The organism is Leucobacter edaphi (assembly GCF_016522535.1).
GTDB lineage: Bacteria > Actinomycetota > Actinomycetes > Actinomycetales > Microbacteriaceae > Leucobacter > Leucobacter edaphi.
Genome location: NZ_JAEHOI010000011.1, coordinates 48725 through 71594, shown reverse-complemented (window position 1 = coordinate 71594; position 22870 = coordinate 48725). Strand labels below are relative to the sequence as shown.

The 22870-nt window shown below is 69.1% G+C and carries 14 protein-coding genes and 1 pseudogene; 9 read left to right on the top strand and 6 right to left on the bottom strand.

The window, feature by feature from the left end:
- The first annotated feature begins 2 nt into the window (after nt 1-2).
- Together JD292_RS10450 and JD292_RS10445 are read left to right on the top strand one after the other, a co-directional pair.
- Nucleotides 3-743, top strand: coding sequence for a TetR/AcrR family transcriptional regulator (locus JD292_RS10450; protein ID WP_200132696.1), 741 nt, complete (start codon nt 3-5; stop codon nt 741-743).
- 54 nt (nt 744-797) lie between these two features.
- A complete protein-coding gene (locus JD292_RS10445) occupies nt 798-1049 on the top strand; it encodes a PLDc N-terminal domain-containing protein (RefSeq protein WP_200132695.1) in 252 nt (83 codons plus the stop codon).
- Between the two features lie 4 nt (nt 1050-1053).
- Here JD292_RS10445 and JD292_RS10440 read toward each other — a convergent pair whose 3' ends face one another.
- Both JD292_RS10440 and JD292_RS10435 read right to left on the bottom strand, forming a co-directional pair.
- On the bottom strand, nt 1054-2934 hold the full coding sequence (locus JD292_RS10440) for a thiamine pyrophosphate-binding protein (RefSeq protein ID WP_200132694.1): 1881 nt from the start codon (nt 2932-2934) through the stop codon (nt 1054-1056).
- 202 nt (nt 2935-3136) lie between these two features.
- The gene (locus JD292_RS10435) at nt 3137-3853 is read right to left on the bottom strand and encodes an IclR family transcriptional regulator (protein WP_200132693.1); all 717 of its coding nucleotides are present in this window, start codon (nt 3851-3853) and stop codon (nt 3137-3139) included.
- Between the two features lie 148 nt (nt 3854-4001).
- Here JD292_RS10435 and JD292_RS10430 point away from each other — a divergent pair, with 148 nt between their 5' ends.
- On the top strand, nt 4002-5882 hold the full coding sequence (locus JD292_RS10430) for an FAD-binding monooxygenase (RefSeq protein WP_200132692.1): 1881 nt from the start codon (nt 4002-4004) through the stop codon (nt 5880-5882).
- Nucleotides 5883-6019: 137 nt separating this feature from the next.
- Here the strand turns inward: JD292_RS10430 and JD292_RS10425 are convergent, their stop codons facing one another.
- Nucleotides 6020-7375, bottom strand: a complete 1356-nt coding sequence (locus JD292_RS10425; RefSeq protein WP_200132691.1) for an NAD-dependent succinate-semialdehyde dehydrogenase — start codon at nt 7373-7375, stop codon at nt 6020-6022.
- A 259-nt stretch (nt 7376-7634) separates the two neighbouring features.
- Here JD292_RS10425 and JD292_RS10420 point away from each other — a divergent pair, with 259 nt between their 5' ends.
- Complete coding sequence (locus JD292_RS10420) at nt 7635-9149, top strand: APC family permease (protein ID WP_200132996.1); 1515 nt, start codon at nt 7635-7637, stop codon at nt 9147-9149.
- Nucleotides 9150-9198: 49 nt separating this feature from the next.
- Complete coding sequence (locus JD292_RS10415) at nt 9199-10593, top strand: flavin monoamine oxidase family protein (RefSeq protein WP_200132690.1); 1395 nt, start codon at nt 9199-9201, stop codon at nt 10591-10593.
- A 96-nt stretch (nt 10594-10689) separates the two neighbouring features.
- Here the strand turns inward: JD292_RS10415 and JD292_RS10410 are convergent, their stop codons facing one another.
- A complete protein-coding gene (locus JD292_RS10410) occupies nt 10690-11925 on the bottom strand; it encodes an MFS transporter (protein WP_200132689.1) in 1236 nt (411 codons plus the stop codon).
- Nucleotides 11926-12234: 309 nt separating this feature from the next.
- Nucleotides 12235-13839 carry a DEAD/DEAH box helicase gene (locus JD292_RS10405; protein ID WP_200132688.1) on the bottom strand — a complete coding sequence of 535 codons (1605 nt, stop codon included), beginning with the start codon at nt 13837-13839 and terminating at the stop codon, nt 12235-12237.
- Between the two features lie 304 nt (nt 13840-14143).
- Between JD292_RS10405 and JD292_RS10400 the strand changes: the two genes are divergently transcribed.
- The 4 genes and pseudogenes from JD292_RS10400 (at nt 14144) to JD292_RS12245 (ending at nt 21612) form a co-directional block, all read left to right on the top strand.
- Entirely contained in the window at nt 14144-15427 is a 1284-nt protein-coding gene (locus JD292_RS10400) for an ATP-binding protein (protein WP_200132687.1), read from the top strand.
- Between the two features lie 127 nt (nt 15428-15554).
- Nucleotides 15555-19226 carry a TM0106 family RecB-like putative nuclease gene (locus tag JD292_RS10395; protein WP_200132686.1) on the top strand — a complete coding sequence of 1224 codons (3672 nt, stop codon included), beginning with the start codon at nt 15555-15557 and terminating at the stop codon, nt 19224-19226.
- Nucleotides 19227-19230: 4 nt separating this feature from the next.
- A pseudogene (locus tag JD292_RS12510) lies at nt 19231-20307 on the top strand (hypothetical protein); the annotation flags it as partial.
- A gap of 120 nt (nt 20308-20427) precedes the next feature.
- Nucleotides 20428-21612 carry a pyridoxal phosphate-dependent aminotransferase gene (locus tag JD292_RS12245; RefSeq protein WP_233614206.1) on the top strand — a complete coding sequence of 395 codons (1185 nt, stop codon included), beginning with the start codon at nt 20428-20430 and terminating at the stop codon, nt 21610-21612.
- Between the two features lie 119 nt (nt 21613-21731).
- On the opposite strand, the gene JD292_RS10385 is transcribed toward JD292_RS12245, so the two are convergent.
- Nucleotides 21732-22841, bottom strand: a complete 1110-nt coding sequence (locus JD292_RS10385; RefSeq protein WP_200132684.1) for a Zn-dependent alcohol dehydrogenase — start codon at nt 22839-22841, stop codon at nt 21732-21734.
- Nucleotides 22842-22870 lie beyond the last annotated feature (29 nt).

The window sequence follows — 22870 nt, the reverse complement described above, 5'->3', positions numbered from 1 at the left end:
GCATGGAAGAGTCCCGCGCATCGTCCCTCCCCGTCGGCGCGGCTGGCGCGGCTGGCGCGGCCGCTGCGCCCCGAGCGGCAGGGGGAGAGGCGCGGCCCGAAACCCCTCGCGAGCGCCGCCGCAGACGCACCCGCGAGGACCTCGTTGCCGCAACCCTCCAGGTGATCGGGGAATTCGGCGACGCAGACCTCACGATCGACCGGGTCTCCGCCGCATCGGGGATCTCCCGCGGCACGATCTACGCGCACTTCCCCGACGGCCGCGACGAACTGCTCAGCGGGGCCTACGCGGAACTCGCGCGCGACCTCATCGCGCGCACCAGCTCCGCCGCTGCGCTCGCCACCGACTGGAGAGACAGCATCGTCGCGCACGCCGAGGCCATGCTCGAGCTCGCGGGCGACGCGCGGATCGGGCACTTCTTCAACGTGTCCGGGCCGGCCCTCATCGTCGACGGCGCCGCACGCGGTATCGGTTCCGGCGCGAGCGCGCTCATGATCCGTGACGAACTCGCCGCGGCGAGCGCGGCAGGACTCATCGACCCCGGACTCGACGCCGCATCGACGGCGCGGCTGCTCGTCGGGGCGATCCGGGAATCGGCGATCGCCGTCGTAAGGGACGGCGCGGATCCCGCCGCCTCTCTCGCCGCATTCGGGCGTCTCGTCGCGGGGCTCGAGCGACGCGAGCCCCCGCGCGCGATACGAATGCCACCGGAGGCCTTGCGCGACGCAGCGACTGCGCCTTGAATGGAGCCGGAATCGCGTTCTGGCAGGCCGGACTGCCGTCACTGAGGAGGACCGATGTCGTCGTCACCTGAGTTTCCGCTCGCCTACGATCTCGTGTTCGCTGCGATTGCCCTGCTCGGCCTCGCGCTCCTCATCACCGCCCTCGTGTTCCTGGTGCGCAAGCGGGAACGGTACACGGGTATGGAGTTTGCCCTGTGGCTCGTGGTTCTGCTCGCGTTCCCGTTCGTCGCGTCAGCGATATTCCTCGTGCTGCGTCGCCGGGAGGGCGCGCCCGTGCGCGGCGCTGCCGCTCGCGGCGACGGGTGAGGGGCTACTCGGTGGCCTCGGGCGCCTCGGTGACCCGGTCGGCCGCCGCAGCGTCGGCTTCGGCCTCGGCGTCAACGGCCGCAGCAACGGACTCCGGCTCCGGATCCCCGGGGACGTGCAGCCCGTTCGCACGCTGGATCTCCAGCTGGTAGGGCGCGACGACGCTGCGCGAGATCCGGCAGTCAAGCACGAGCGTGCCGTTCGCGCCGGAATCGCGCCACTCGGCCAGGGCGTCGAGATCGTCGAGCGAGGTCACCTTGATGCCCGTGGCCCCCATTGCCGTGGCGATCGCGGCGAAGTCGACCTCGGGGATCAGCATGGGGGTCTCGTCAAGGCCCATCTCACCGTAGAGGTGGACCTCGGCGCCGTATGCCGCGTCATTCCAGACGACGACGAGGCCGCTGCGCGAGGTGCGGATCGCGGTCTCGAGATCGGGCAGCGCCATCAGCGCGCCACCGTCGCCGGTGCTGAGAACCGTCGTCGTGCCGGGGGCGGCGGCGGCGACGCCGGCCACGGTCGGGAAGCCCAGGCCGATGGTCTGGTATGCGGTGCCCACCATGATCATGCGCTCGGGCGACGCGACGGGCCAGTACATGTTCGCCCAGCCGAGGAAGTGGCCGCCGTCGGTCGTGATGTGGTGATCCTCGGGGAGGAGGCCGCCGATCTTCGCCGCGACCGCGCGCGGATCGAGCCGGCCGTCCGCGCAGATACCCTGCGGGTGCACGGTGAGACCGGTGTCGCGGACGCGGAGCGCACCGCCCGGTTCGAGACCCTCGACGCGATCGCGCCAGCCGCTCGACTGGGCGCCAGCGGCCTCGAGGGCGTCGGACAGCGCCGCAAGGGTCTCGCGGGCGTCGCCCTGGAGCAGAATGTGCGAGATCGGGGCGACCGTCTCCGGCGCGGCCACCTGCTCCCCATCGATCCGGATCACCTCCGTGCCCGGTCCGAACAACTCGCCGAAGCGCATCGTGAACTGGTTGAGGCTCGCGCCGACGACGAGCACCGTGTCGGCCTCGTGCACGACGGCCATCGCGGCCTCCTGCCCGAACCCGCCCGTAATGCCGAGATCGTAGCGATCATCGGGGAAGATGTTGCGCGCGAGCGCCGTCGTCGAGGTGAGCGCACCGAGGGTTTCTGCGATGCGGCCGAGCTCTGAGGCGGCCCCTGCGATGTGGGCGCCGCGACCCGCAAGGATCAGCGGCCGTTCGGCCTCGAGCAGGGCGAACGCCGCGGACTCGAGCTGATGCGCCGAGGGGGCGACGATCCTGCGCGGGGCGGGCGCAGGCGCTGCCGGGGCGACCGTCTCGGCCACGGAGGCGCTGAGCGCGGCGATCACCGCGGGATCGTTGAGGTCGATGCCCCCGGCCGGTGTCGCCTTGGGGCTCGGCTCAACGGCCTCGGCCTTCACGAGATCGTAGGGGATGCCGATCACGACGGGGCAGCGCAGCCGCTGCGCATACGAGACCGCGCGCTCGACCGTGCGCTCGATGTTCGCGACCGAGAGGATATGGGTGCGCACGCCGAGCGCCGCAGCGAGCATCTCCTGATCAACGTCCCACTGGCGCACGCCGGTACTCGGCGCTTCACCCACGACGACGAGCATGGGCGTCCGGGCGCGGGTCGCCTCAGCCAGCGCCGTGGCGAGGTTCGTGAACCCGGCCCCGTAGGTGGTGGTGGCGATGGCGAGCTTGCCGCTCACGCGCGTGTACGCGTCAGCGGCAGCAACGGTTCCGGCCTCGTGACGGACCGCCGTGTAGCGGAGGCCCTCTTTCGCGAGTGATTCGATGAGGTGGGCATTACCGTTGCCCATGAGGCCGAACGTGTGATCAGCGTGCTTCGCGAGAATCTCGGCGAGCGCGCGGGTGAGGGTGCGGGGTTCCGACATGGGAGTTCCTTCGAGGGAGACAAGGTGAACGGGCCTTGTGTGTCTCGCCGCGCGATCCGCGACTGCAGCGCCCCTTTTTCGAGCGCCTTCGCCGACCAGTGCCCCATTCGCCAGCGAACGGGTCCGGTCGGGCCGGACGATCCCAGTCTATCGTGCGGGGTGGTCTCCCAGCGGAACGAGACGACCTCCGAGCCGGGCTGGCCTAGTGGTAGCTGCGGCGGATGTGGTCCGCGGCGCGGCGCAGCTCGAAAACGACACCGTCGAGATCCTCGGGAACCTTGAAGTGCACCACCGCGAGGGCTGCGGGTGGCTCGCCGGCGAGCCTCAGCGGGATCGCGACCGAGGTGACGCCGTCGATTACCTCGCTCTGGCTCACCGCGTATCCGAGGCGTTTCGTCTCGCGGGCCTCCTCGCTCATCTCGTCGACACCGAGGTAGGCGCGCATCTCGGTCGCGGTGAGCGACGACTCGATCGCGTGGCCTGGCGCGCCCCGCCGGGCTGAGTGGCGCACCCCGGGATTGCGCGCGATCGTGGCGGAGACGTTCGACGGCTCCACGGTTGCGAGCGTGACGACCTCGTCGGCGTCGATCACGGTGAGGAAGCCCGTCATGCCGAGCTCGTAGGCGAGCTCGGTGATTGCGGGCGTCGCCGCCGCGTGGAGCGACGGAGCGACCCCGCGCGCGAGCACCGACAGCTTCGGCCCGAGGCGGATCCGTCCGGCGTCGTCGCGGATCACGAAGCGGCGCTCTTCGAGGGCGCGGAGGATCCGGTAGGCGTTGGAGCGGTGCACGCCCAGCCCGTCCGCGAGCTCTGCGATGGAGAGCGGGGCCTCCGCCTCGGCGAGGAGTTCGAGGGCGCGGAGTCCGCGCGAAAGGGTCTGTGAACCGGCAGTCGTGCCCTCGGAACCGTTGTCGCTCATGGTGCTATCTTCCCAAAGTTTTCGCTCGCGCGTATTGTGCGAACCGAAAACGCGGCCTATCCTGTTTGTGCGATATAAGAACACCGTGTTCAATTATCGAACAAGCTTGAGGTGCTTCGGCGCCCCGCAGCCACGCAGAGGAGAAACAGTGCAGTTCCACCACCACGGCTACGTCTCAACCGACCCCCGAGTGCAGCCGGCCGCGGGTGTCGGCCGCGACCGCCCGGACGACCTTCCCTCCGAGATTGACGTGCTGATCGTGGGTTCCGGCCCCGCGGGCGTCATCACGGCCGCCCAGCTCGCGCAGTTCCCCGGAGTGGTCACGCGCATCGTCGAGCGCCGGGACCAGCGTCTCATCATCGGCCAGGCCGACGGCATCCAGGCGCGCAGCGTCGAGACCTTCCAGGCGTTCGGTTTCGCGGAGCAGATCATCCAGGAGGCCTACCAGATCACCGAGATGGCGTTCTGGAAGCCGAACCCCGAGAAGCCCGAGGACATCATCCGCACCGCGGTCACCCCGGACGATCCGAACGGCATCAGCGAGTTCCCGCACCTCATCGTCAACCAGGCCCGCATCATCGACTACTTCAACGAGTTCGCCGAGCGATCGCCAGCCCGCAGCAAGGTTGACTACGGCTACGAGTTCGTCGGTCTCGAGGTCGCGGGCACGGGCGAGTACCCCGTCGCCGTGACCCTCCGCCGCACCGCCGGCGAGCGTAAAGGTGAGGAACTCACCGTGCACGCCAAGTACGTCGTCGGCGCCGACGGCGCGAAGTCCGGAGTGCGCCACGCGATCGGCGGCTCGCTCGCCGGCGACCAGTCCTACCACGCCTGGGGCGTCATGGATGTGCTCGCCACCACCGATTTCCCCGACATCCGCAAGAAGTGCGCCATCCAGTCGGAGGACGGCGGCAACATCCTCCACATTCCGCGGGAGGGCAATTACCTGTTCCGGATGTACGTGGACCTCGGCGAGGTCGATGAGAACGACAATGGAAAGGTGCGCGAGACCTCGATCGACGAGATCATCGCTCGCGCCAACAAGATCATCCACCCCTACCGCCTCGATGTGCGCAATGTCGCCTGGCACAGTGTCTACGAGGTGGCGCACCGCCTCACCGACCGCTTCGATGACGCCCACGCGCCCGGCGAGGAGAAGCGCTGCCCGCGCGTCTTCCTCATGGGCGACGCCTGCCATACCCACAGCGCCAAGGCAGGCCAGGGCATGAACGTCTCGATGCAGGACGGCTGGAACCTCGGCTGGAAGCTCGGCTACGTCCTCGAGGGGCGCGCTCCAGAGGCTCTGCTCGAGACCTACTCGGACGAGCGCCAGGTCATCGCAAAGAACCTGATCGACTTCGACAAGGAGTGGTCGACGCTGATGGCGAAGCGGCCCGAGGAGTTCAACAGCCCGTCCGAGCTGGAGGACTTCTACGTCTCGACGGCGGAGTTCCCGGCTGGGTTCATGACCCAGTACCAGTCCGGCCCGCTCACGGCCACGTCGGAGCACCAGTCGCTCGCCGAGGGCTTCCCGATCGGCAAGCGATTCCGCTCCGAACGCACGACGCGGGTCTCGGACGCGGTCGACGTGCACATCGGCCACCACCACCGCGCGGACGGCCGGTTCCGGATCTACGCGTTCGCGGATCGCGACGCCACGGCGATGAACGAGTGGGCCGAGTGGATGCTCTCGTCTCCCGAGTCGCCCGTGCAGCGCTTCACCCCGCTCGGCGCGGACGTTGACAGCCTGTTCGACGTCAAGGCGATCTACCAGCAGGATCACCACGACGTTGATCCCGCCACGATTTCCAAACTGTTCCTGCCGCTGACCGGCCCGTTCGAGCTCGTCGATTACGAGAAGGTCTACGCAACCAAGACCGGTGACGTCGACATCTTCGAAACGCGTGGCGTGAGCCGAGACGGCGCCGTCGTGGTCGTTCGCCCCGACCACTACGTTGCCGCGGTGCTCCCGTTCAGCGCAACGAAGGAGCTCGCGGACTACTTTGCAGGGTTCCTCAGCGAGCGGTAGCTCGGGACGTTGACGGGGCCTCGGGATCTCAGTGATCCCGAGGCCCCGTTCGCGTTCCCTGGGGTGATTGTCCGGGAGACAGCGAGGGCCCCGGGATCGTGATGATCCCGGGGCCCTCTGCGCGGTGCGCGAGCGAATTAGCCTGCGAAGCGGAAGAGCTTCTTGTTGGCGAACTCGAGCATGCCGACCTTGCCGAGCTCGCGGCCGTAGCCCGACTTCTTCACGCCGCCGAAGGGCACGTCAGCGCCCTCGAGGCCGGAGGCGCCGATGAAGACCATGCCCACGTCGAGCTGGTTGCCGACGCGCTCAGCGCGCTCCAGGTCGTCGCAGATCACGACGGAGCCGAGGCCGTAGGGCGAGGAGTTGGCGAGCTCGATCGCCTCTTCGTCGCTGGAGACCTTGTAGAGCTGTGCGACGGGGCCGAAGAGCTCCTGGCTGTACACGTCCATCGACGGGGTGATGTTCGTGATGACCGACGGGGTGTAGAGGTTGCCCTCGGGGGTGTTGTTGCCCACGAGCACCTCTGCGCCCTGGTCGAGCGCGCCCTGCACCTGTGCGGTGAGGGTCTTCGTTGCCTGAGCCGACGACATGGGACCGAAGTCACCGCTCTCGTAGGACTGGCCGGCGATCGCGGCGTTGAACTTCTCCGCGAACTCGTCGAAGTACTTGTCCATGACGACGATGCGCTTGGAGCCGTTGCACGCCTGGCCCGTGTTCTCCATGCGGCCGCCAACGGCGTAGCCGACGGCTGCGTCGAGGTCGTTCGAGTCGAGGACGAGGAAGACGTCCGAGCCGCCGAGCTCGAGCACGCACTTCTTGAGTGCGCGGCCGGCCTGCTCGGCGACGATCGCACCGGCGCGCTCGGAGCCGGTGAGTGAGACGCCCTGCACGCGGTCGTCGGCGATGATGCCGGAGATCTGCTCGTGCGTCGCGAAGACGTTGACGTAGGCGCCCTCGGGGAAGCCGGCGTCCTTGAACAGGGTCTCGAGCGCGAGTGCCGACTCGGGGCACTGTGCGGCGTGCTTCAGGATGATCGTGTTGCCGAGGATGAGGTTCGGAACGGCGAAGCGAGCGACCTGGTAGTACGGGTAGTTCCACGGCATGATGCCGAGGATGACGCCGGTTCCCTGGAAGCGGAAGAACGACTTCAGGCCGTCCTCGACCTCGAGCTGCTCGTCGGCGAGCCACTTCTCGGCGTTGTCGGCGAACGCGGCCGTGATGGCGCCCGAGAATTCGGCCTCGCCGATCGACTGGTCGAGGGGCTTGCCCATCTCGCGGTTGATGATCGCGCCCAGCTCGTCCTTGCGCTCATCGAAGAGCTCGGCGGCGCGCTTGGCGAGGGCGGCGCGCTCGGCGACCGTCGTCTTGCGCGACCACTCCTTGTACGCCTTCTGCGCCGAAGCCAGCGAGGCCTCGATCTCCTCAGCGGTTGCGTCGGGGTACTCGGCGATGGTCTCGCCCGTGGCCGGGTTGATAACGGCGAAGGTGCCCATAGATGACTCACTCCTTAGTGACTTCGTCGGGTGGTGGGTACTCCTCATCCTCCCACAACAAGCTGATCAGCACTACATCCCGGATGACTCGGATTCTGCCGGGCGCGCCGGGCCTGGACTGCGCTTTTCGTGCCTTTTGATCGAATCTTCTGCGGAATTCGTCGCAACCGGGGTGAATGATCTCTCCCGGGGAACGAAACCTCACAGCTGTAGCGTTTGGTCAACGTCATTGACTTACGGATAGGGTGTCCCCATGACAATGGAGACTCACAGCAATACCCGCGTCACCGCCGACGCGGCGGCGGATAAGGGCCTGCGGCGCGGCACGCTCGGTGTGGTCGGCTCGACGGTGATCGGCCTCGCCTCCACAGCACCGCTGTACTCGCTCGCGGCAACACTCGGCTACGTGATCCTCGCCGTGGGGGCGCAGGCGCCCGTCGCATTCATCGCGGCCGCGGTGCCCATGATCTTCGCGGCCCTCGCGTACCAGGAGCTGAACCGCGAGATGCCCGACAGCGGCACCACCTTCTTCTGGGGCGCCAAGGCGTTCGGCCCGATCACCGGATGGATCGGAGGCTGGGCGGTCGCGGTCGCCGGCGTCATGGTGCTCGCGAACGTCGGCGAGATCACCGGCAAGTACCTCTGGTACCTCGTCGGGAACGAGGAGTTCGCGAACAACCGGGTGATCGTCGTCGCCACCTCCGTCGTGTTCATCGCGATCATGACGTTCATCAGTACCCTCGGCGTCCAGATGGGCGAGCGGATGCAGATGGTCCTGATGGTGATCCAGTACGCGGCGATGGCCGGCTTCGGAATCCTCGCGGTCGTCCACGCCGTCGACGGCTCGAACCCCGACTCGGTCGCCTTCGACTGGCACTGGTTCGACCCCTCCGGCCTCGACTCCTGGTCGAGCTTCGTGCAGGCCGTGCTCCTCTGCCTCTTCATCTACTGGGGCTGGGACACCTGCCTCGCCCTGAACGAGGAGACGAAGAACCCGCGAACGACGCCGGGCCGCTCGGCCATGTGGACGATCGTGATCCTGATCGTGACCTATGTCGCGATCTCCGTGGCGATCATGATGTACGCCGGGTTCGGGGACACCGGCCTCGGCCTCACCAACCCCGACAGCCTCGACGACGTGTTCATCGTCTTCAAGGACGTCCTGTTCGGGCCGTGGGGCTGGTTCCTGATCCTCGCGATCATGGTCTCTGCCGCCTCCTCGACGCAGACCACGATCCTCCCGACCGCGCGCGGCACCCTCTCGATGGCCGTGTACAAGGCGCTGCCGAAGAAGTTCTCGGCCGTGCACCCCAAGTTCCAGACGCCCTGGTTCTCGACGATCGTCATGGGCATCGCGTCGATCGCCTACTACGTCGTGATGTCGATCGTGTCCGAGGACGTGCTCGCCGACTCGCTCTCCTCGATGGGCCTCGCGGTGGCCCTCTACTACGCGCTTACCGCGTTCTCCTGCGTCTGGTATTTCCGAAAGACGCTCCGCGACAGCGCCCGCAATCTGTGGCTGCGCGGGATCCTGCCGCTGCTCGGCGGGATCATGCTCGGCTACGCGTTCATCCAGTCGGCGATCGACATGCTCGACGTCGAGTACGGCTACACCGTCCTCTTCGGCGTCGGCGGAGCGTTCGTGATCGGCGTCGGCGCCATCCTGCTCGGATTCGTCCTCATGTTCCTGTGGTGGCTGCGGCCGGGTTCGAAGCCGTACTTCCGCGGCCAGAGCCTGAACGCGGACACGGCCGTCCTCGTCCCTGACGAGTAAACGGCGGGCATCCGGCCAGCAGCTTCGTCGCGTATTCCAAGGAGGAGACATGGAACAGTTCGACACCGTCGTCATCGGAGCGGGGATCGCGGGGCTCACCGCCGCGCGGATTCTCGCCGGCGCCGGCCAGCGGGTCGTCGTGATCGAGGCGCGCGACCGGATCGGCGGGCGCGTGGTATCGGAGCGCGGCGACGGCGTCGTCACGGATCGGGGAGCCTCCTGGATTCACGGGATCACCGACAGTGCGGTCCACGAGATCGCGACCGCGTTCGGGATGCCGATGAGGGAGTTCACCGTCGGCAGCTTCCAGGCCGGCGGGCGACCGATCGCCTATTACGGCCCTGACGGTGCACGACTCAGCGACGCCGAGGCAGAATCCTTTATCGCCGATGTCGCGGCCTGTGATCAGGCGCTTCCCGCCGCGATCGAGGCTGTCGGCCCCGTCGCGTCCTACGCCGACGCGGTCGCCAGGGCGCTCGCGGACCTCGGCTGGGAAGCCGAGCGTGCTGAGCGCGTGCGCGAGTACATGCAGCACCGCTCGGAGGAGCAATACGGGGCTTGGATCGGTGACCTCGATTCGCACGGGCTCGACGACGACGCGGTCGACGGCGACGAGGTCGTGTTCCCCGAGGGATACGACGCGCTCGCGAGCGGCCTCGCCGCGGGACTCGATGTTCGCCTCGGACGCGAAGCGCGCACGGTGCGCTGGGCCGAGGACGGGGTGCACGTCGAAACGGTGACCGCGGAGGGCGGGCGCGGGCGGCACCGCGAGCCGAAGGGAGCGGAGACGCTCGCGGCGGAGCGCGTCGTCGTGACGGTGCCGATCGGGGTGCTGCGGGCTGGCGGAATCCGCTTCGAACCCGAACTTCCCGATGAGGTGAGCCACGCGATCGCGGGGCTGCAGATGAACGCCTTCGAGAAAGTCTTCCTGCGATTCCCGGAACGCTTCTGGGACGCCGGCGTCTACGCGATCCGCCGCCAGGGTGCCGCGGGGGACTGGTGGCACTCCTGGTACGACCTCACCCCGCTCCACGACCAGCCGACGCTGCTCACCTTCGCGGCCGGACCCGCGGCGCGTGAGACCCGGGACTGGAGCGACGAGCGCATCATCGACTCCGTGATGGCGGGCCTGCGCGCACTCTACGGCGCAGAAATCCCCGATCCCATCGGGCACACGATCACGCGCTGGCAGGACGACGCGTACAGCCACGGCTCGTACGCCTACATGACCGTGGGATCGCGGACCGAGGACCACGACCTGATCGCGACGCCCATCGGCGGCGGCAGGGTGCACATCGCGGGCGAGGCGACGTGGACCGAGGATCCCGCGACCGTGACGGCCGCGGTCGAGTCCGGCCGGCGGGCCGCGGGACGGATCCTCGGGAGGGAGGTCCCGGTCGCGGAGATCATCCGGGCCGAGGAGACTCCTCCGAACCCCCGCTGAACCGGCCCCGAACTGGCGAACGGCCCCGCGCGGAAGCGAATCTCCGCGCGGGGCCGTTTCGATCCGCTCCGCCCTTCCTCGCCGATCCCGGCGGGATCAGGGGAGCGGAATGGCGAGCGTGCCCGTCTCCGGCGGCGGCTCGATGGCGCGGCCCTTGAGATCCGGGAGCTGCTTGATCGTGACCGCGGCGCAGAAGGCGCAGATCACGAGGAGGATCGTAGACGCGAGGATCGCGCCGGTCGGTCCGAAGTGGTCGATCGCGACGCCGGCGACCGCTGATCCGGCCGCGACGCCCACGAGCTGGCCGGTGCCCACCCAGCCGTAGGCCTCGGCCGTCTCTGAGAATTTCACTGTCGAACTCACGATGCTCGACACCGCGGCGAACGCGGGCGCGGTGCCGAGGCCGCCGAGGAACAGGACGGCGCACAGCCACCAGATGTTCTGGCTGACCAGGGCGAGAGAGGTGCCGACGAGGACGATCGCAATCCGCACGAGCAGCGACCACGGCCGCAGCTCGCGATGCCCAAACACGAGCCCGCCGACGAGCGAGCCGCCCGCGAACACGGCGAGCACGACGCCCGACTCCATACTGCCGTGGCCGCTGTGCCCTCCGGAGCCGCCTCCCGAGAACGCGGCGACGATACCGGCCTCGATCGCGGCGAACGCCGCGACGAAGAAGAAGCCGACCACGGTCGAGATGATGACGGTCGGGTAGCGAAGGACGGCGCCGAGGCCGCGACGCGACTTCGGGATGATCACCTTCGAGATCGACGGGCTCAGGATGAACCAGGCGCCGCCGGCAACCATGAACGCCGCTGCGACGCACAGGCCGGTGGCCGTGCCGAACTGCGACGACACGAACACCGCGACGACGGGGCCGAGCACCCAGATGATCTCCTGCGCCGCGGCGTCCAGCGAGAACAGCGCGGACAACTGCGAACCCGGGACGAGCGATGGGTAGATCGTGCGAACGGCCGGCGTGATCGGGGGCGTCGTCAGACCGATGAGGAACGCGATCCCCGCCGTGATGACGAGGGGGAGATGCACGAACGCGATCACGACGAGCAGCACGGCGCAGACGAGCGAGGTGGTGGCGAGAACCGGACGCATGCCGAGACGCCCCATGAGGCGGCTGCTCAGCGGGCCGGAGATCGCCTGGCCGATCGACTGCGTGGCGAGCACGATGCCGGCGTAGGCGTACGCGCCGTACGCGAGCTGGATGTGCAGCAGCAGGATGATCGACAGCATTCCGAACGGGAACCGGGCCATGAGCTGCGAAAAAAGTACGCGAAAAACTCCTGGATTCCGCCCAAGATCCCGATAAATGCCCATCAGAAAAGTATATGGCTGGGAGGGTTCCCAGAGAAGAGCTCCGACGACCGATTTCGCGGCGAAACGTGAATTTCTCTCCGAAATTTACGGTCGATGGACGGATCGGCTGCCGAGGTCGAACATGCTGCGCCCAAACAGGGCGGCCCCGGTCTCTCGCGAGGTGCGAGGACCGAGGCCGCCGAGACGTGTGCGCGTCGGATGACGGAGCCCGGCACGGGCGCTGCGGAGCTGACGCCGCAGAATCCGCGCGCTGGTGAGGCACCGGGAGCAAGCTCCGCGGATCATCCGCCGCGGATCAGGTGCGGTGGATCAGGCTCCGGATGAGCTCGTGGAGTAGACCGTGCCGCCGGAGCTCTGCGCGCGACGACCGGAACGACGCGCCCCGCGCTGCGGCTCGCCGCCCTGGCGCTGGCCGCCGCCCTGGCCCTGGCGCTGGCCGCCCTGGCCCTGGCGCTGGCCCTGCTGGCCCCCGCGGGCCTCCTGCGCGCCGCCGCCGTTTCCGCCGCGGCCCCGGCCGCCCTGGCCGCGGCCGGAACGGCCCTGCCCCGGCTGCTGGCCGCTCTGATCAGCGCTGCCGCCGTTGCCGCCGCGACCGCCGCGCGAGCGCTTGCGGCGCGCGTTGGCGCCCTGCGACTTGCCTTGGCCCTGCGGGGCGTGGCCGGCGGCACGCTGCTGCGCGGCCTGAGCCTCGGAACGGCGGCGCTCCGTCTCACGCGGGTCGACGCGCGGGGCGATCTCGCCGATCAGGGACAGCACCTCGGGATCGATGCTCGAGGCGTTCGGATCGACGTGACGCGGCGTCACGCGAATCTTCGCGGCGCGCAGCAGCTGCTTCATCTCGCCGCGCTGCTCGGGAAGCACGATCGTCACGACGTCGCCCTCGTTGCCGGCGCGGGCCGTGCGGCCCGAGCGGTGCAGGTAGGCCTTGTGCTCCACCGGCGGATCGATGTGCACGACGAGGTCTACGCCGTCGACGTGGACACCGCGCGCCGCGACATCGGTTGCGACGAGCACGCGCGCTTCGCCGCTCACGAACTCGGCGAGGTTCCGATCGCGCGCGTTCTGCGACAGGTTGCCCTGCAGCTCGACCGCGGGGATGCCGCGGGCGGTGAGCTGCTTCGCGAGGCGCTTCGCCTGGTGCTTCATCCGGGTGAACAGGATCCGGCGAGCCGTGCCAGCGGCCAGCGCTTCGATCAGCGCATCCTTCGCATCCTTGCCCGACACCTCGAACACGTGGTGCGTGAGCTGCGGCACGGGCGACTCCGCCGAGTCGACCGAGTGCAGGATCGGGTCGTGGAGATACTTCTTCACGAGATTGTCGACGCCGTTATCGAGCGTCGCGCTGAACAGGAGGCGCTGGCCGACCTTCGGGGTCTTGTTGAGGATTCGGGTGACGACCGGGAGGAAGCCCATGTCGGCCATGTGATCCGCCTCGTCGAGGACGGTGATCTCGACGCCCTCGAGCGACACGACGCCCTGGCGCATGAGGTCGTCGAGACGGCCGGGGGCCGCGACGACGATGTCGACGCCGGCCTCGAGCGCGGCCTCCTGGCGGCGCTGCGGGATCCCGCCGAAGATCGTCGTGACCTTCACGCCCATCGGATCGGCGAGCATCTTGAGCGTCTCGGCGATCTGGGTGACGAGCTCGCGGGTCGGGGCGAGCACAATGCCGCGGGGGCGGCTCGGACGGCGCTTCTTGGCAGCGTCGGTCGCGAGGTTCGCGACGAGCGGGATGCCGAACGCGATCGTCTTGCCGGAGCCGGTGCGGCCGCGGCCGAGCACGTCGCGTCCCGCGAGCGTGTCGGGGAGCGTATCGCGCTGGATCGGGAAGGGCTCGGACTTGCCGTTCTTCGCGAGCGCGTCAGCGATGGCCTCGGGCACGCCGAGAGAGAGGAAAGAAGGGGTGGGGGTCACGGGGACCTTTCATGCACGGTGGACCGCGCACGGCGCAGCCACGGATTCGGCGGGTGCGCGGGTTCGCGCACCGTCTCGCCGCGGGTGTCGGACCGCGCGATCCGGATCCCTGAGGCGGGAGGAGCGCGGAATGAACTGCGACGCTGGACGACCCTGATCGGGTGGTCCGAGGGGAGAGTCTACCGGATCGAGGCTCCGGGATGCTGGGCGAGTCACGAATCCGTGTCCGTTCCGGCCCGATTCCGGTCCGATCCGGACGCGATTCTGACGCGGAGACGACACGCGCGTCTGGCATGATGCACTCATGGCACGCATCACGATCCGCGAATTCCATGACGACGACCTCGACGCCGTGGTGCGTCTCTGGTGGGAGGCCCGCACCTCCTCCGAGCAGCCCGTCTACTCTCTCGCGGAGGTGACGGCGTCCTGCCGCGAGGACCACGCCGTCGTCGCGGTGCGCGACGAGCGGGTTGTGGGCGCCGCCGTGGGGCGGGCCGCGCACGCACAGGGCTGGATCGTGTTCTTCGGAGTGAGCGAGGAATCCCGGTCGGAGAACGTATCGGGCGCCCTGCTCGACGCGATCGAGCGGAAGATGGCCCCGCTCGGCCTGTCCACCCTGTCCGTCCTGGCGTCGGAGGGCACCCGCCTCGACCAGCTCACGGAGAACGGTTTCCAGCTGCGCAACAACCTGCGCTACCTCGAGCGGCAGATGCCGGTGCAGCGCCGTGAGATCGAACTGCTGAAGGACCTCGGCGGCCGGATCCTGCCCCGCCACCTGTGGGAGGGCGTCGCCGGTATGCGCCGAGAAAAGGCCCTGCTCGAAGAGCGGCTCGTCGCGCCGCTCGCCCAGCCCGACCTCGCGGATCGCTACGGCGTCGTGCCGCCCCGCGCGGTCATGCTGTTCGGGCCTCCCGGAACGGGAAAGACAACGTTCGCGAAGGCGGTCGCCTCACGGCTCGACTGGCCGTTCGTCGAGGTCTTCCCGTCGAGGCTCGGCGACGGAGCCGGGTCGGTTGCCGCGTCGCTCCGGAGCGTGTTCGAGCGGATTGACGAGCTCGAGCACGGCGTCGTCTTCATCGACGAGGTCGAGGAGATCGCGAGCAAGCGCAGCGATCCGCCGACGCCGACGCAGGGGGTGACGAACGAGCTCCTCAAGATCGTCGCCGACTTCCGAGACCGCGAGGGAATGCTCCTGATCTGCGCAACGAACTTCGTCAGGGGCCTCGACGCGGCGTTCATGCGCCACGGGCGCTTCGACTATGTGCTGCCGATCGGGCTCCCCGACGCCGAGGCACGCGAGGCGATCTGGCGGCGCTACGTTCCGAGCGAGATCGCAGCTGGGGTCGATTTCCCCGAGCTCGTGCGGCGCAGTGAGGGTCTTACGCCCGCGGACATCGAGTACGCGGCGCGGCGCGCCTCGCAGGACGGGCTGGCGCGTGCCCTCAAGGGCGGTCGCGGCGGCTCGGAATCGCCCGCCGAGCTGGGCACAGCTGACTATCTCGCGGCGCTCGAGGTGACGCGCGCAACCGTGTCGGACGAGCAGCAGGAGTCGTTCCTCGAGGACATCGAGACGATCGCGCGGCTGTAACCCCGGGCGGAACGGCGTCGTGAATGTCGGTGGCTCCCGGTAGCGTCGTTTCCGAGGCCGGCTGCGGCCTCCCCGTTCGGATCCGGACCCCAATCCGACCCCCGATCCCGGGGCGAAAGGAGACGCGATGTTCGTCCAGCAAACGGCGCTTGGCACGCGGCGCATCGTCACGAGCGCGAGCGACCTGACGGCTGCGAGCATCTGCGAATTCGCCTTCCTCAGGAGACTCGATGCGAAGCTCGGGCGCGAGGGCGAGGTGCCCGCAGACGAGGACGCGATGCTCGCCAGGGCCGCGCGGCTGGGCGATGCCCACGAGGAGCGGGTGCTGGCCGAGTATCGCGCGGAGCTCGGTGCCGGAGTGGCCGGCGCCGCGGGAGGGGTCGTCGAGATCCCGCGTCCGGAGTCCATGTCTGAGGCGGGGCTCACGGCCGTCTCCGCCCAGACGACCTCGGCGCTGCACGCGCGCGCTGGGCTCGTGTTCCAGGCCACGTTCTTCGACCCGGAGCAGCGTCCCGCAGGCAGGGGAGAGCCCGCTCTCGGCTTTCTCGGCTTCGCGGATTTCCTGAGGCTTCTGCCCAGCGGCGAATACGAGGTACAAGACACCAAGCTGGCGCGAAAAGCCAAGGTCACCGCTTTGATGCAGCTGGCGGCATACGCCGAGCAGCTCGAGCGGATCGGGGTGCCAGTGGCCGAGGAGGCCGTGCTCATCCTCGGGGACCGGAGCGAGTCGAGGCATCGCATCAGCGACATTGCGCCCGTGTTCCGGGCTCGGCGCGCGCGGCTCCACGAGATCGTCCTCGAGCGGGCCACCGCGGTCGGCGCCGACGGGCGAACGGAGAGCGCCGACCGGATCGCATGGGGGCACTCTTGGGTGCAGGCTTGCGGGCGCTGCGAGGTGTGCGAGCCCGAGATCGGCGCGGCGCGGGACCCGCTCCTCGTCGCGGGCATCCGCCGGAGTCAGCGAGACGCCCTCATCGCCGCCGGGATCGACACGATCGATCGGCTCGCGGGCCTGGACGCTGCGTCGCTTCCGCAGGGCAGGGTTCCGGGGATCGCCGCTCCCGCTCTCGAAAAACTGGCGTTGCAGGCCGCTCTCCAGATCGAGGCGCGGCCCGGCGTCGTTCCTCCCGTCCGCGTCCTGGATGCGAGCGCGCTCGCAGCGATCCCCGAGCCGGATCAGGGCGACCTGTTCTTCGACTTCGAGGGAGACCCCCTGTTCAGCGAGACGTCCCCCGGGGGAGCGGTGCAGTGGGGGATTGACTACCTCTTCGGCATGGTGGACACCGCTGAGCAGTTCACCGCGATCTGGGCGCACGACCTCGAGGCAGAGCGCGCCGCGCTCATCAGGTTCCTCGAGCTCGTGAGCGAGCGGAGGAGACGCTATCCCGGCATGCGGATTTACCACTACGCCGCCTATGAGCGCACCCATCTCACGAGCATCGCCGCGCGCCACGGCGTGGGTGAGCGGGAGGTCGACGAGCTGCTCAGGGAGCACGTGCTCGTGGACCTCTATCCGATCGTCCGAAATGCGTTGCGGGTGGGCTCGCGCTCCTACTCCATCAAAAAACTGGAACCGCTTTACATGGGCGAGGAGTTCCGCGATGAGGCGGGCGTCACGAGCGGTGCGCAATCGGTCAGCGAGTACGCGGAGGCGACCGCACAGCTCGCGTCAGACTCGTCCGAGGAGCGCGCCGCCGGCAAAGCCAGGCTCGACGCCATCGGAGACTACAACCGCTACGACTGCGTCTCGACGCTCCGGCTCCGCGACTGGCTGCTCGGCCTCGCACGCGCGCACGGGGTGCCGCCGCAGCCCGCGGAAGAGCCCGAGCTCAGTGGTCTCGCCCGAGCGGGGGTCGAAGCGGAACCGAGCCCGGTCGCCGCGGGCCTCGAGGCCGTCGCCGAGCGCACCGAGGACCGCGCGGACCGCTCGGCGATCGCCCTCGCGGCGTGCGCAATCGACTATCACGAGCGGGAGCGCAAGTCGTTCTGGTGGGCGCACTTCGCCCGCCTCGTTGACCCGGTGGAAGAGTGGGCGGAGACGCGCGACGTGCTGCTCGTGGACGATCGCGGCTGCGAGGTCATCGAGGACTGGCACACCCCGCCACGCGCACGGACCCCGAGGCGCCACATTCGGCTCTACGGAGACGCGGCTCCGGGATCGCGGATCACACCGGGCGAGGTGTTCGCCATCTACGACCGGCCGGCGCCTTTCCCGCAGCCGGGATCCGCGCCCGGAGCTCGCGGGGCGCGCACCGCCCACGTCATCGAGGTTCACGAGGACGGCGTGACGATCGCGGAGACGCAAGGCGCGGCTCCCGAGCCCTGGGACCGGATGCCCCTCGGGCTCACCCCAGGGCCCCCTCCGAACCCCGGGAAGCAGAAGGAAGCCATCGAGGAGTGGGGCGGGGCGATGCTCGACTCCCTCGGTACCGGCCGTTTCCCCCAAGACCCGGCCACCGACCTCCTTCGCCGCGCAACACCGCGCTTCCGCGACGGCGGCGCGCCAACGCCCCTGGACTCCTCCGAGGCGCTCGCAGCGGGCGGCGGAACGCCAGAGGGCGCCATGATCGGTGCGGTGACCCACTCGCTTCGACGGCTCGAGAGATCGGCCCTCGCGGTCCAGGGCCCGCCGGGAACGGGGAAAACCTACCTCGCGGCCCGCGTCATCAAACGCCTCGTCGAAGAGGACGGCTGGCGGATCGGCGTCGTCGCGCAGTCCCACAAGGTCGTCGAGAACGTTCTCATCGGCGCACTCTCGGCCGGGCTCCACCGGGATCGAGTCGGCAAGGCGCTGCCGAGGTCGGCCTCCGCGGAGGCCGCGGCAGAAGCGCCCTTCACCGTGCTCCGCTCCGGCGGGCAGGCCAGCTTCCTCAGCGCGCATGCAAACGCCGGGATCGGGTGCGTGATCGGGGGAACCGCGTGGGACTTCGCCCACCCAGAGCGGGTGGGCCGCCGCGAACTCGACCTGCTCATCGTCGACGAGGCCGGTCAATTCTCGCTCGCCCCAACGATCGCTGCGGCGGTGTGCGCCGAGCGGCTCCTGCTCCTCGGCGACCCCCAGCAGCTTCCGCAGGTGTCCCAGGGGAGTCACCCGGAACCCGTCGACACCTCCGCGCTCTCCTGGCTCCTCGGAGACCACGCGACCATGCCAGAAACGGCGGGATACTTCCTCGCCGAGACGCGGCGCATGCGGCCGGAACTCACCGAGGTGGTTTCCGAGCTCTCCTATGAGGGGCGCCTGCACGCGCACGCGAGCGCCGCGGACCGCCGCGCCAGCGGCCTGGGGGAGCCCGGCCTGCACTGGCACCCGCTGTCCCACCGCGGAAATTCGACGAGCTCGCCGGAGGAGGCTGAGGAAGTCGTCCGCCTCGTGACGGCGGCGCTCTCCGGAGAGAGCTTCGCGGGGGAGCCCATGACGCCAGAGGACCTCATCGTCGTCGCGCCCTACAACGCGCAGGTCGAGTGCGTTTCGGAGGCTCTCGAGCGGGCCGGGTTCGGGTCCGTGCGCGTCGGCACCGTTGATCGATTCCAGGGGCAGGAAGCCGTCATGGCGATCGTCACCCTCGCGGCGTCGAGCCCGGATGACGTGCCGCGAGGGCTCGAGTTCCTGCTCATGAGGAACCGCCTCAATGTCGCAATCAGCAGAGCACAGTGGTCGGCCCACCTCGTCTCCTCCGACCGGCTCGGAGACGGGCTGCCCACGAGCCCGGAGGGCGTTGCCGCGCTCTCCGGCTATCTGCGCCTCACGGAGCGAGGCCGACGGAACGAATGGCCGCTCGACTCCAGCCGCATACACTGACGCCATGGCCACCTCACGGAACGAACCTCGGGCGCTTCACCGGGCGGCCGACCGGGTGTTCGCCCTGCTCTATCCGGGATCCGAATCCTGGCGGGACACGCCAGCGGCCAGGCGGGAACAGCGGGCAATGGGCAACGCCGTTGTCGCCGCCATCGTGGCCTGCATCATCGGACTCATCGCGTTCCGCGACGCGGTCCCCATCTGGGGGCCGGTGAGTCCCGGCAGTATCTCGCTGATGCTCGGCGGCGCGACCGCGCTCGCCGTTGCCGCCATCGAGCAGCTCAGGCCACCAGGGCCGCCAGCGCACGGGGCGACCCCGCTCGTGCGGCGGATCGAGCGCATCGTCAACCCGCTCGCCCTCGCGCTCGTCAACTGCGGGATCGTCCTCATGATCCTCGCCCTGATCATCGCAGTTCTCTCCAACAGCTTTACCGGGCTGCTCCTCGACGCGATCCCGAGCGCGCTCATCGTCGCTCTCGTCTGCGCAGCCGTCGCGTACGGGGTCACGCTCTCCGTCGGAGACGTGACCCCCACCCGGATCTCCGGGCTGCTCGCCGCATTCATGACCGGCGGAGTCGTGATCGCCATGCTCACCACGAGCGACGCCAACTGGTGGAAACTCCACTTCAGTGAGCTCGGCGTCGGCGATAACCTCTCCGGCTTCATCTTCAACGCGACGCTCATCGTCGGCGGTCTCCTCCTCGCATCGCTCGCGAGCCTCGTCGCGCCGAAGCTCCGGCGCTGGAGCGACCGGGCCCGGCCCAGTAGAACGCGCAACGTTCCCCTGGTCGCGTGGGCTTTTGTGGTGATCGGCTGCTGTCTCATCGGGGTCGGATCCGTGCCGGTCAATATCAGCCTCATCATGCACAACACCTTCGCGACCGGCATGGCCGTGGTCTTCGCCGGCCTGCTCGCGAGCATGCGGTGGGTGCTCGACGGCTTCAGCCGTTCATTCCTCGCGTTCTCCGACGCCACCCTCGCAGCGCTCGTCGTCGCGACGATCCTCTTCTGGCCGGTCGGATACCTCAACCTCGCCGGGTTCGAGCTCATCGCCGCGGGAATCATCTTCGCCTGGCTCGTCATCCTCCTGCGGCACATCGACTTCTCGGCCGGCGGCCAACCCCCGGGGTTGGTTCTCGCAGACGAGACCCCTGCCGGTAACGTTGACCTCATGACGACCCCTGAGGCTGCATCCCGCTCCATGGCATCGACCACCCCCTCACCTGGAGTTTCCCGGCGATCAGAGATCCCGGCCTTCGAGGTGATGAAGATCACCGACGAGGTCGCGCGCCGCCGCCTCGCCGGCCACGACGTCGTCTCACTCTGCGCGGGGGAGCCCTCCGCGCGACCGGCGCCAGGCACGCTGAAGCCCGCGGGCTACACCGGGCCGCTCGGAACGATGCCGCTTCGCGAAGCGATCGCGGGCCACTACGCGAACTGGTACGGCGTCGACGTCGACCCGGGCGAGGTCGCCGTCACGACCGGCTCCTCCGGGGCATTCCAGCTCGTCTTCCTCGCGGCCTTCGACCCGGGCGACGCCGTCGCCCTCGCGAGCCCCGGCTACCCCGCCTATCGCAACATTCTCGCGGCGCTCGGCGTGCGCGTCATCGAAATCCCCACGGGCCCGGAAACGCGCTACCAGCCCACGCCCGAGCTGCTCGAGGCGGCGGTCTCCGAGCACGGCGCCCTCGCGGGCCTCATCATCGCTTCGCCCGCGAACCCCACCGGCACCATGCTGAACCGCGCAGACCTCGCCGCGCTCGTCGACTGGTGCGCGGCGCACGGCACGCGCATCGTGAGCGACGAGATCTACCACGGCATCGCCTTCCCCGAGCCCGGAGACCCGGATCCCCGCGGCGTCAGCGTCCGCGAGCTCACCCGCGACGCCGTGGTCATCAACTCCTTCTCGAAGTACTGGGGCATGACCGGCTGGCGGCTCGGCTGGGCGCTCCTCCCCGAAGACCTCATCGCCCCGGTCGAGGCGCTGGCCTCGAACTTCGCGCTGTCCCCGCCGGCCCCAGCCCAGGAGCTCGCGCTCACGGCGTTCACGCCCGAGACCTACGCGGAACGAGACGCGATCGTCGCCGACTTCGCCCGCGCCAGGGCGCTCATCCTCGACGCAGCGCCCGCGCTCGGGTGGGGAGAGGCCGCGCCCTCCGACGGCGCCTTCTACTACTACTCCGAACTCGGACCCCAGCTCGACGTTTACGGCACCTCCACGGCCTACGCGCGCGCCCTCCTCGAACACGCCGACGTCGCCATCGTGCCGGGCGTCGACTTCGACCCGGTCGCGGGAGACCGCGCCGTGCGCCTCTCCTACGCCGCGGGCGCACCCGCCGTCGAAGAGGCGCTCAACAGGATCCTCCGCTTCCAGGCCGAGCGCTAGGACAAGGCGAACGGCCCGGACCGGAGGAAGAAGAACACCTCCGGCCCGGGCCGTTCGCGTTGCCGAATCCCGGGGGAGGGGAATTCGCGCTCACCCCGGCTGCGGCGCGGCAGCGCAGATCAGTACTCGATGACCGTCCGAATTCCCTGCCCCTTGCGCATGCCCTCGAACGCCTCATTCACGCCCTCGAGCGGAATGCGCCCCGTCACCATCGAGTCGAGATCTACGAGCCCCTCCATGTAGAGGTCGAGGATCTTCGGGAAGTCGATGGACTGCCTGCTCGACCCGTAGTTCGATCCGATCAGCTTCTTCTCCTGATCACTCATCACGAAGGGATCGATCGAAATCTTCACGCCATCGGCGACCTGGCCCACCACCACGGCGGTCCCGCCGCGGCGGACCGCCTCGTAGCACGCCTCGATCGTGAACGGCAGGCCGATCGCCTCGAACGCGTAGTCGACGCCCCGGCCATCCGTCAGTTCGCGCACCGCCTCCGCGAGATCCCGCTCCCGGCTGTTCACCGTGTGTGTCGCGCCGAACTTCCGGCCGAGCTCGAGCTTCTCCTCGCTCACATCGGCGACGATGATCTGTTTGGCACCTGCGAGGCGAGCGCCCTGCACCACGTTGAGGCCGACACCGCCGCAACCGACCACGAGGACCGTGCTCCCCGGCTCGACCTTCGCGGTGTTGATCACGGCGCCAATCCCGGTGGTCACGGCGCAGCCGACGAGCGCCGCCTGAGCGAGCGGGGCGTCCCGGCGGATCTTGATCGCGGCGGAGGCCGGAACCATCGCGTGCGAGCCGAACGAGCCGACCGCCAGGAAGCTCTTCACATCCTCGTCCCCATCTCGCAGCCGTGGCTTGCCGTCGAAGAACACGTGCTGATAGGCGGTCTCATTGGCGAGCTGGCAGAGCACCGGATTGCCGGACACGCAGAACTCGCACTTCTGGCACGACGGCGTCCACGAGAGGATCACGTGATCGCCGACCGCGAGATCGGTGACCTCGGAGCCGATCGCGAGCACCTCCCCAGCACCCTCGTGCCCGAGGACGAGCGGCGCCGGGGTCTCCCAGTCGCCGTCGAGCGCGTGCAGGTCGCTGTGGCAGACGCCCGACGCCGCCATCTGAACGAGGACCTCGTTGGGGCCGGGCTCATCGGAAATCGTGAGATCTCGGATCTCGAGCGGTTCATTCGGGCCGACAAACACGGCCGCCTTCACGTCAATCATGAGGAGTCCTTTCGGTTCGGTGGTTACAG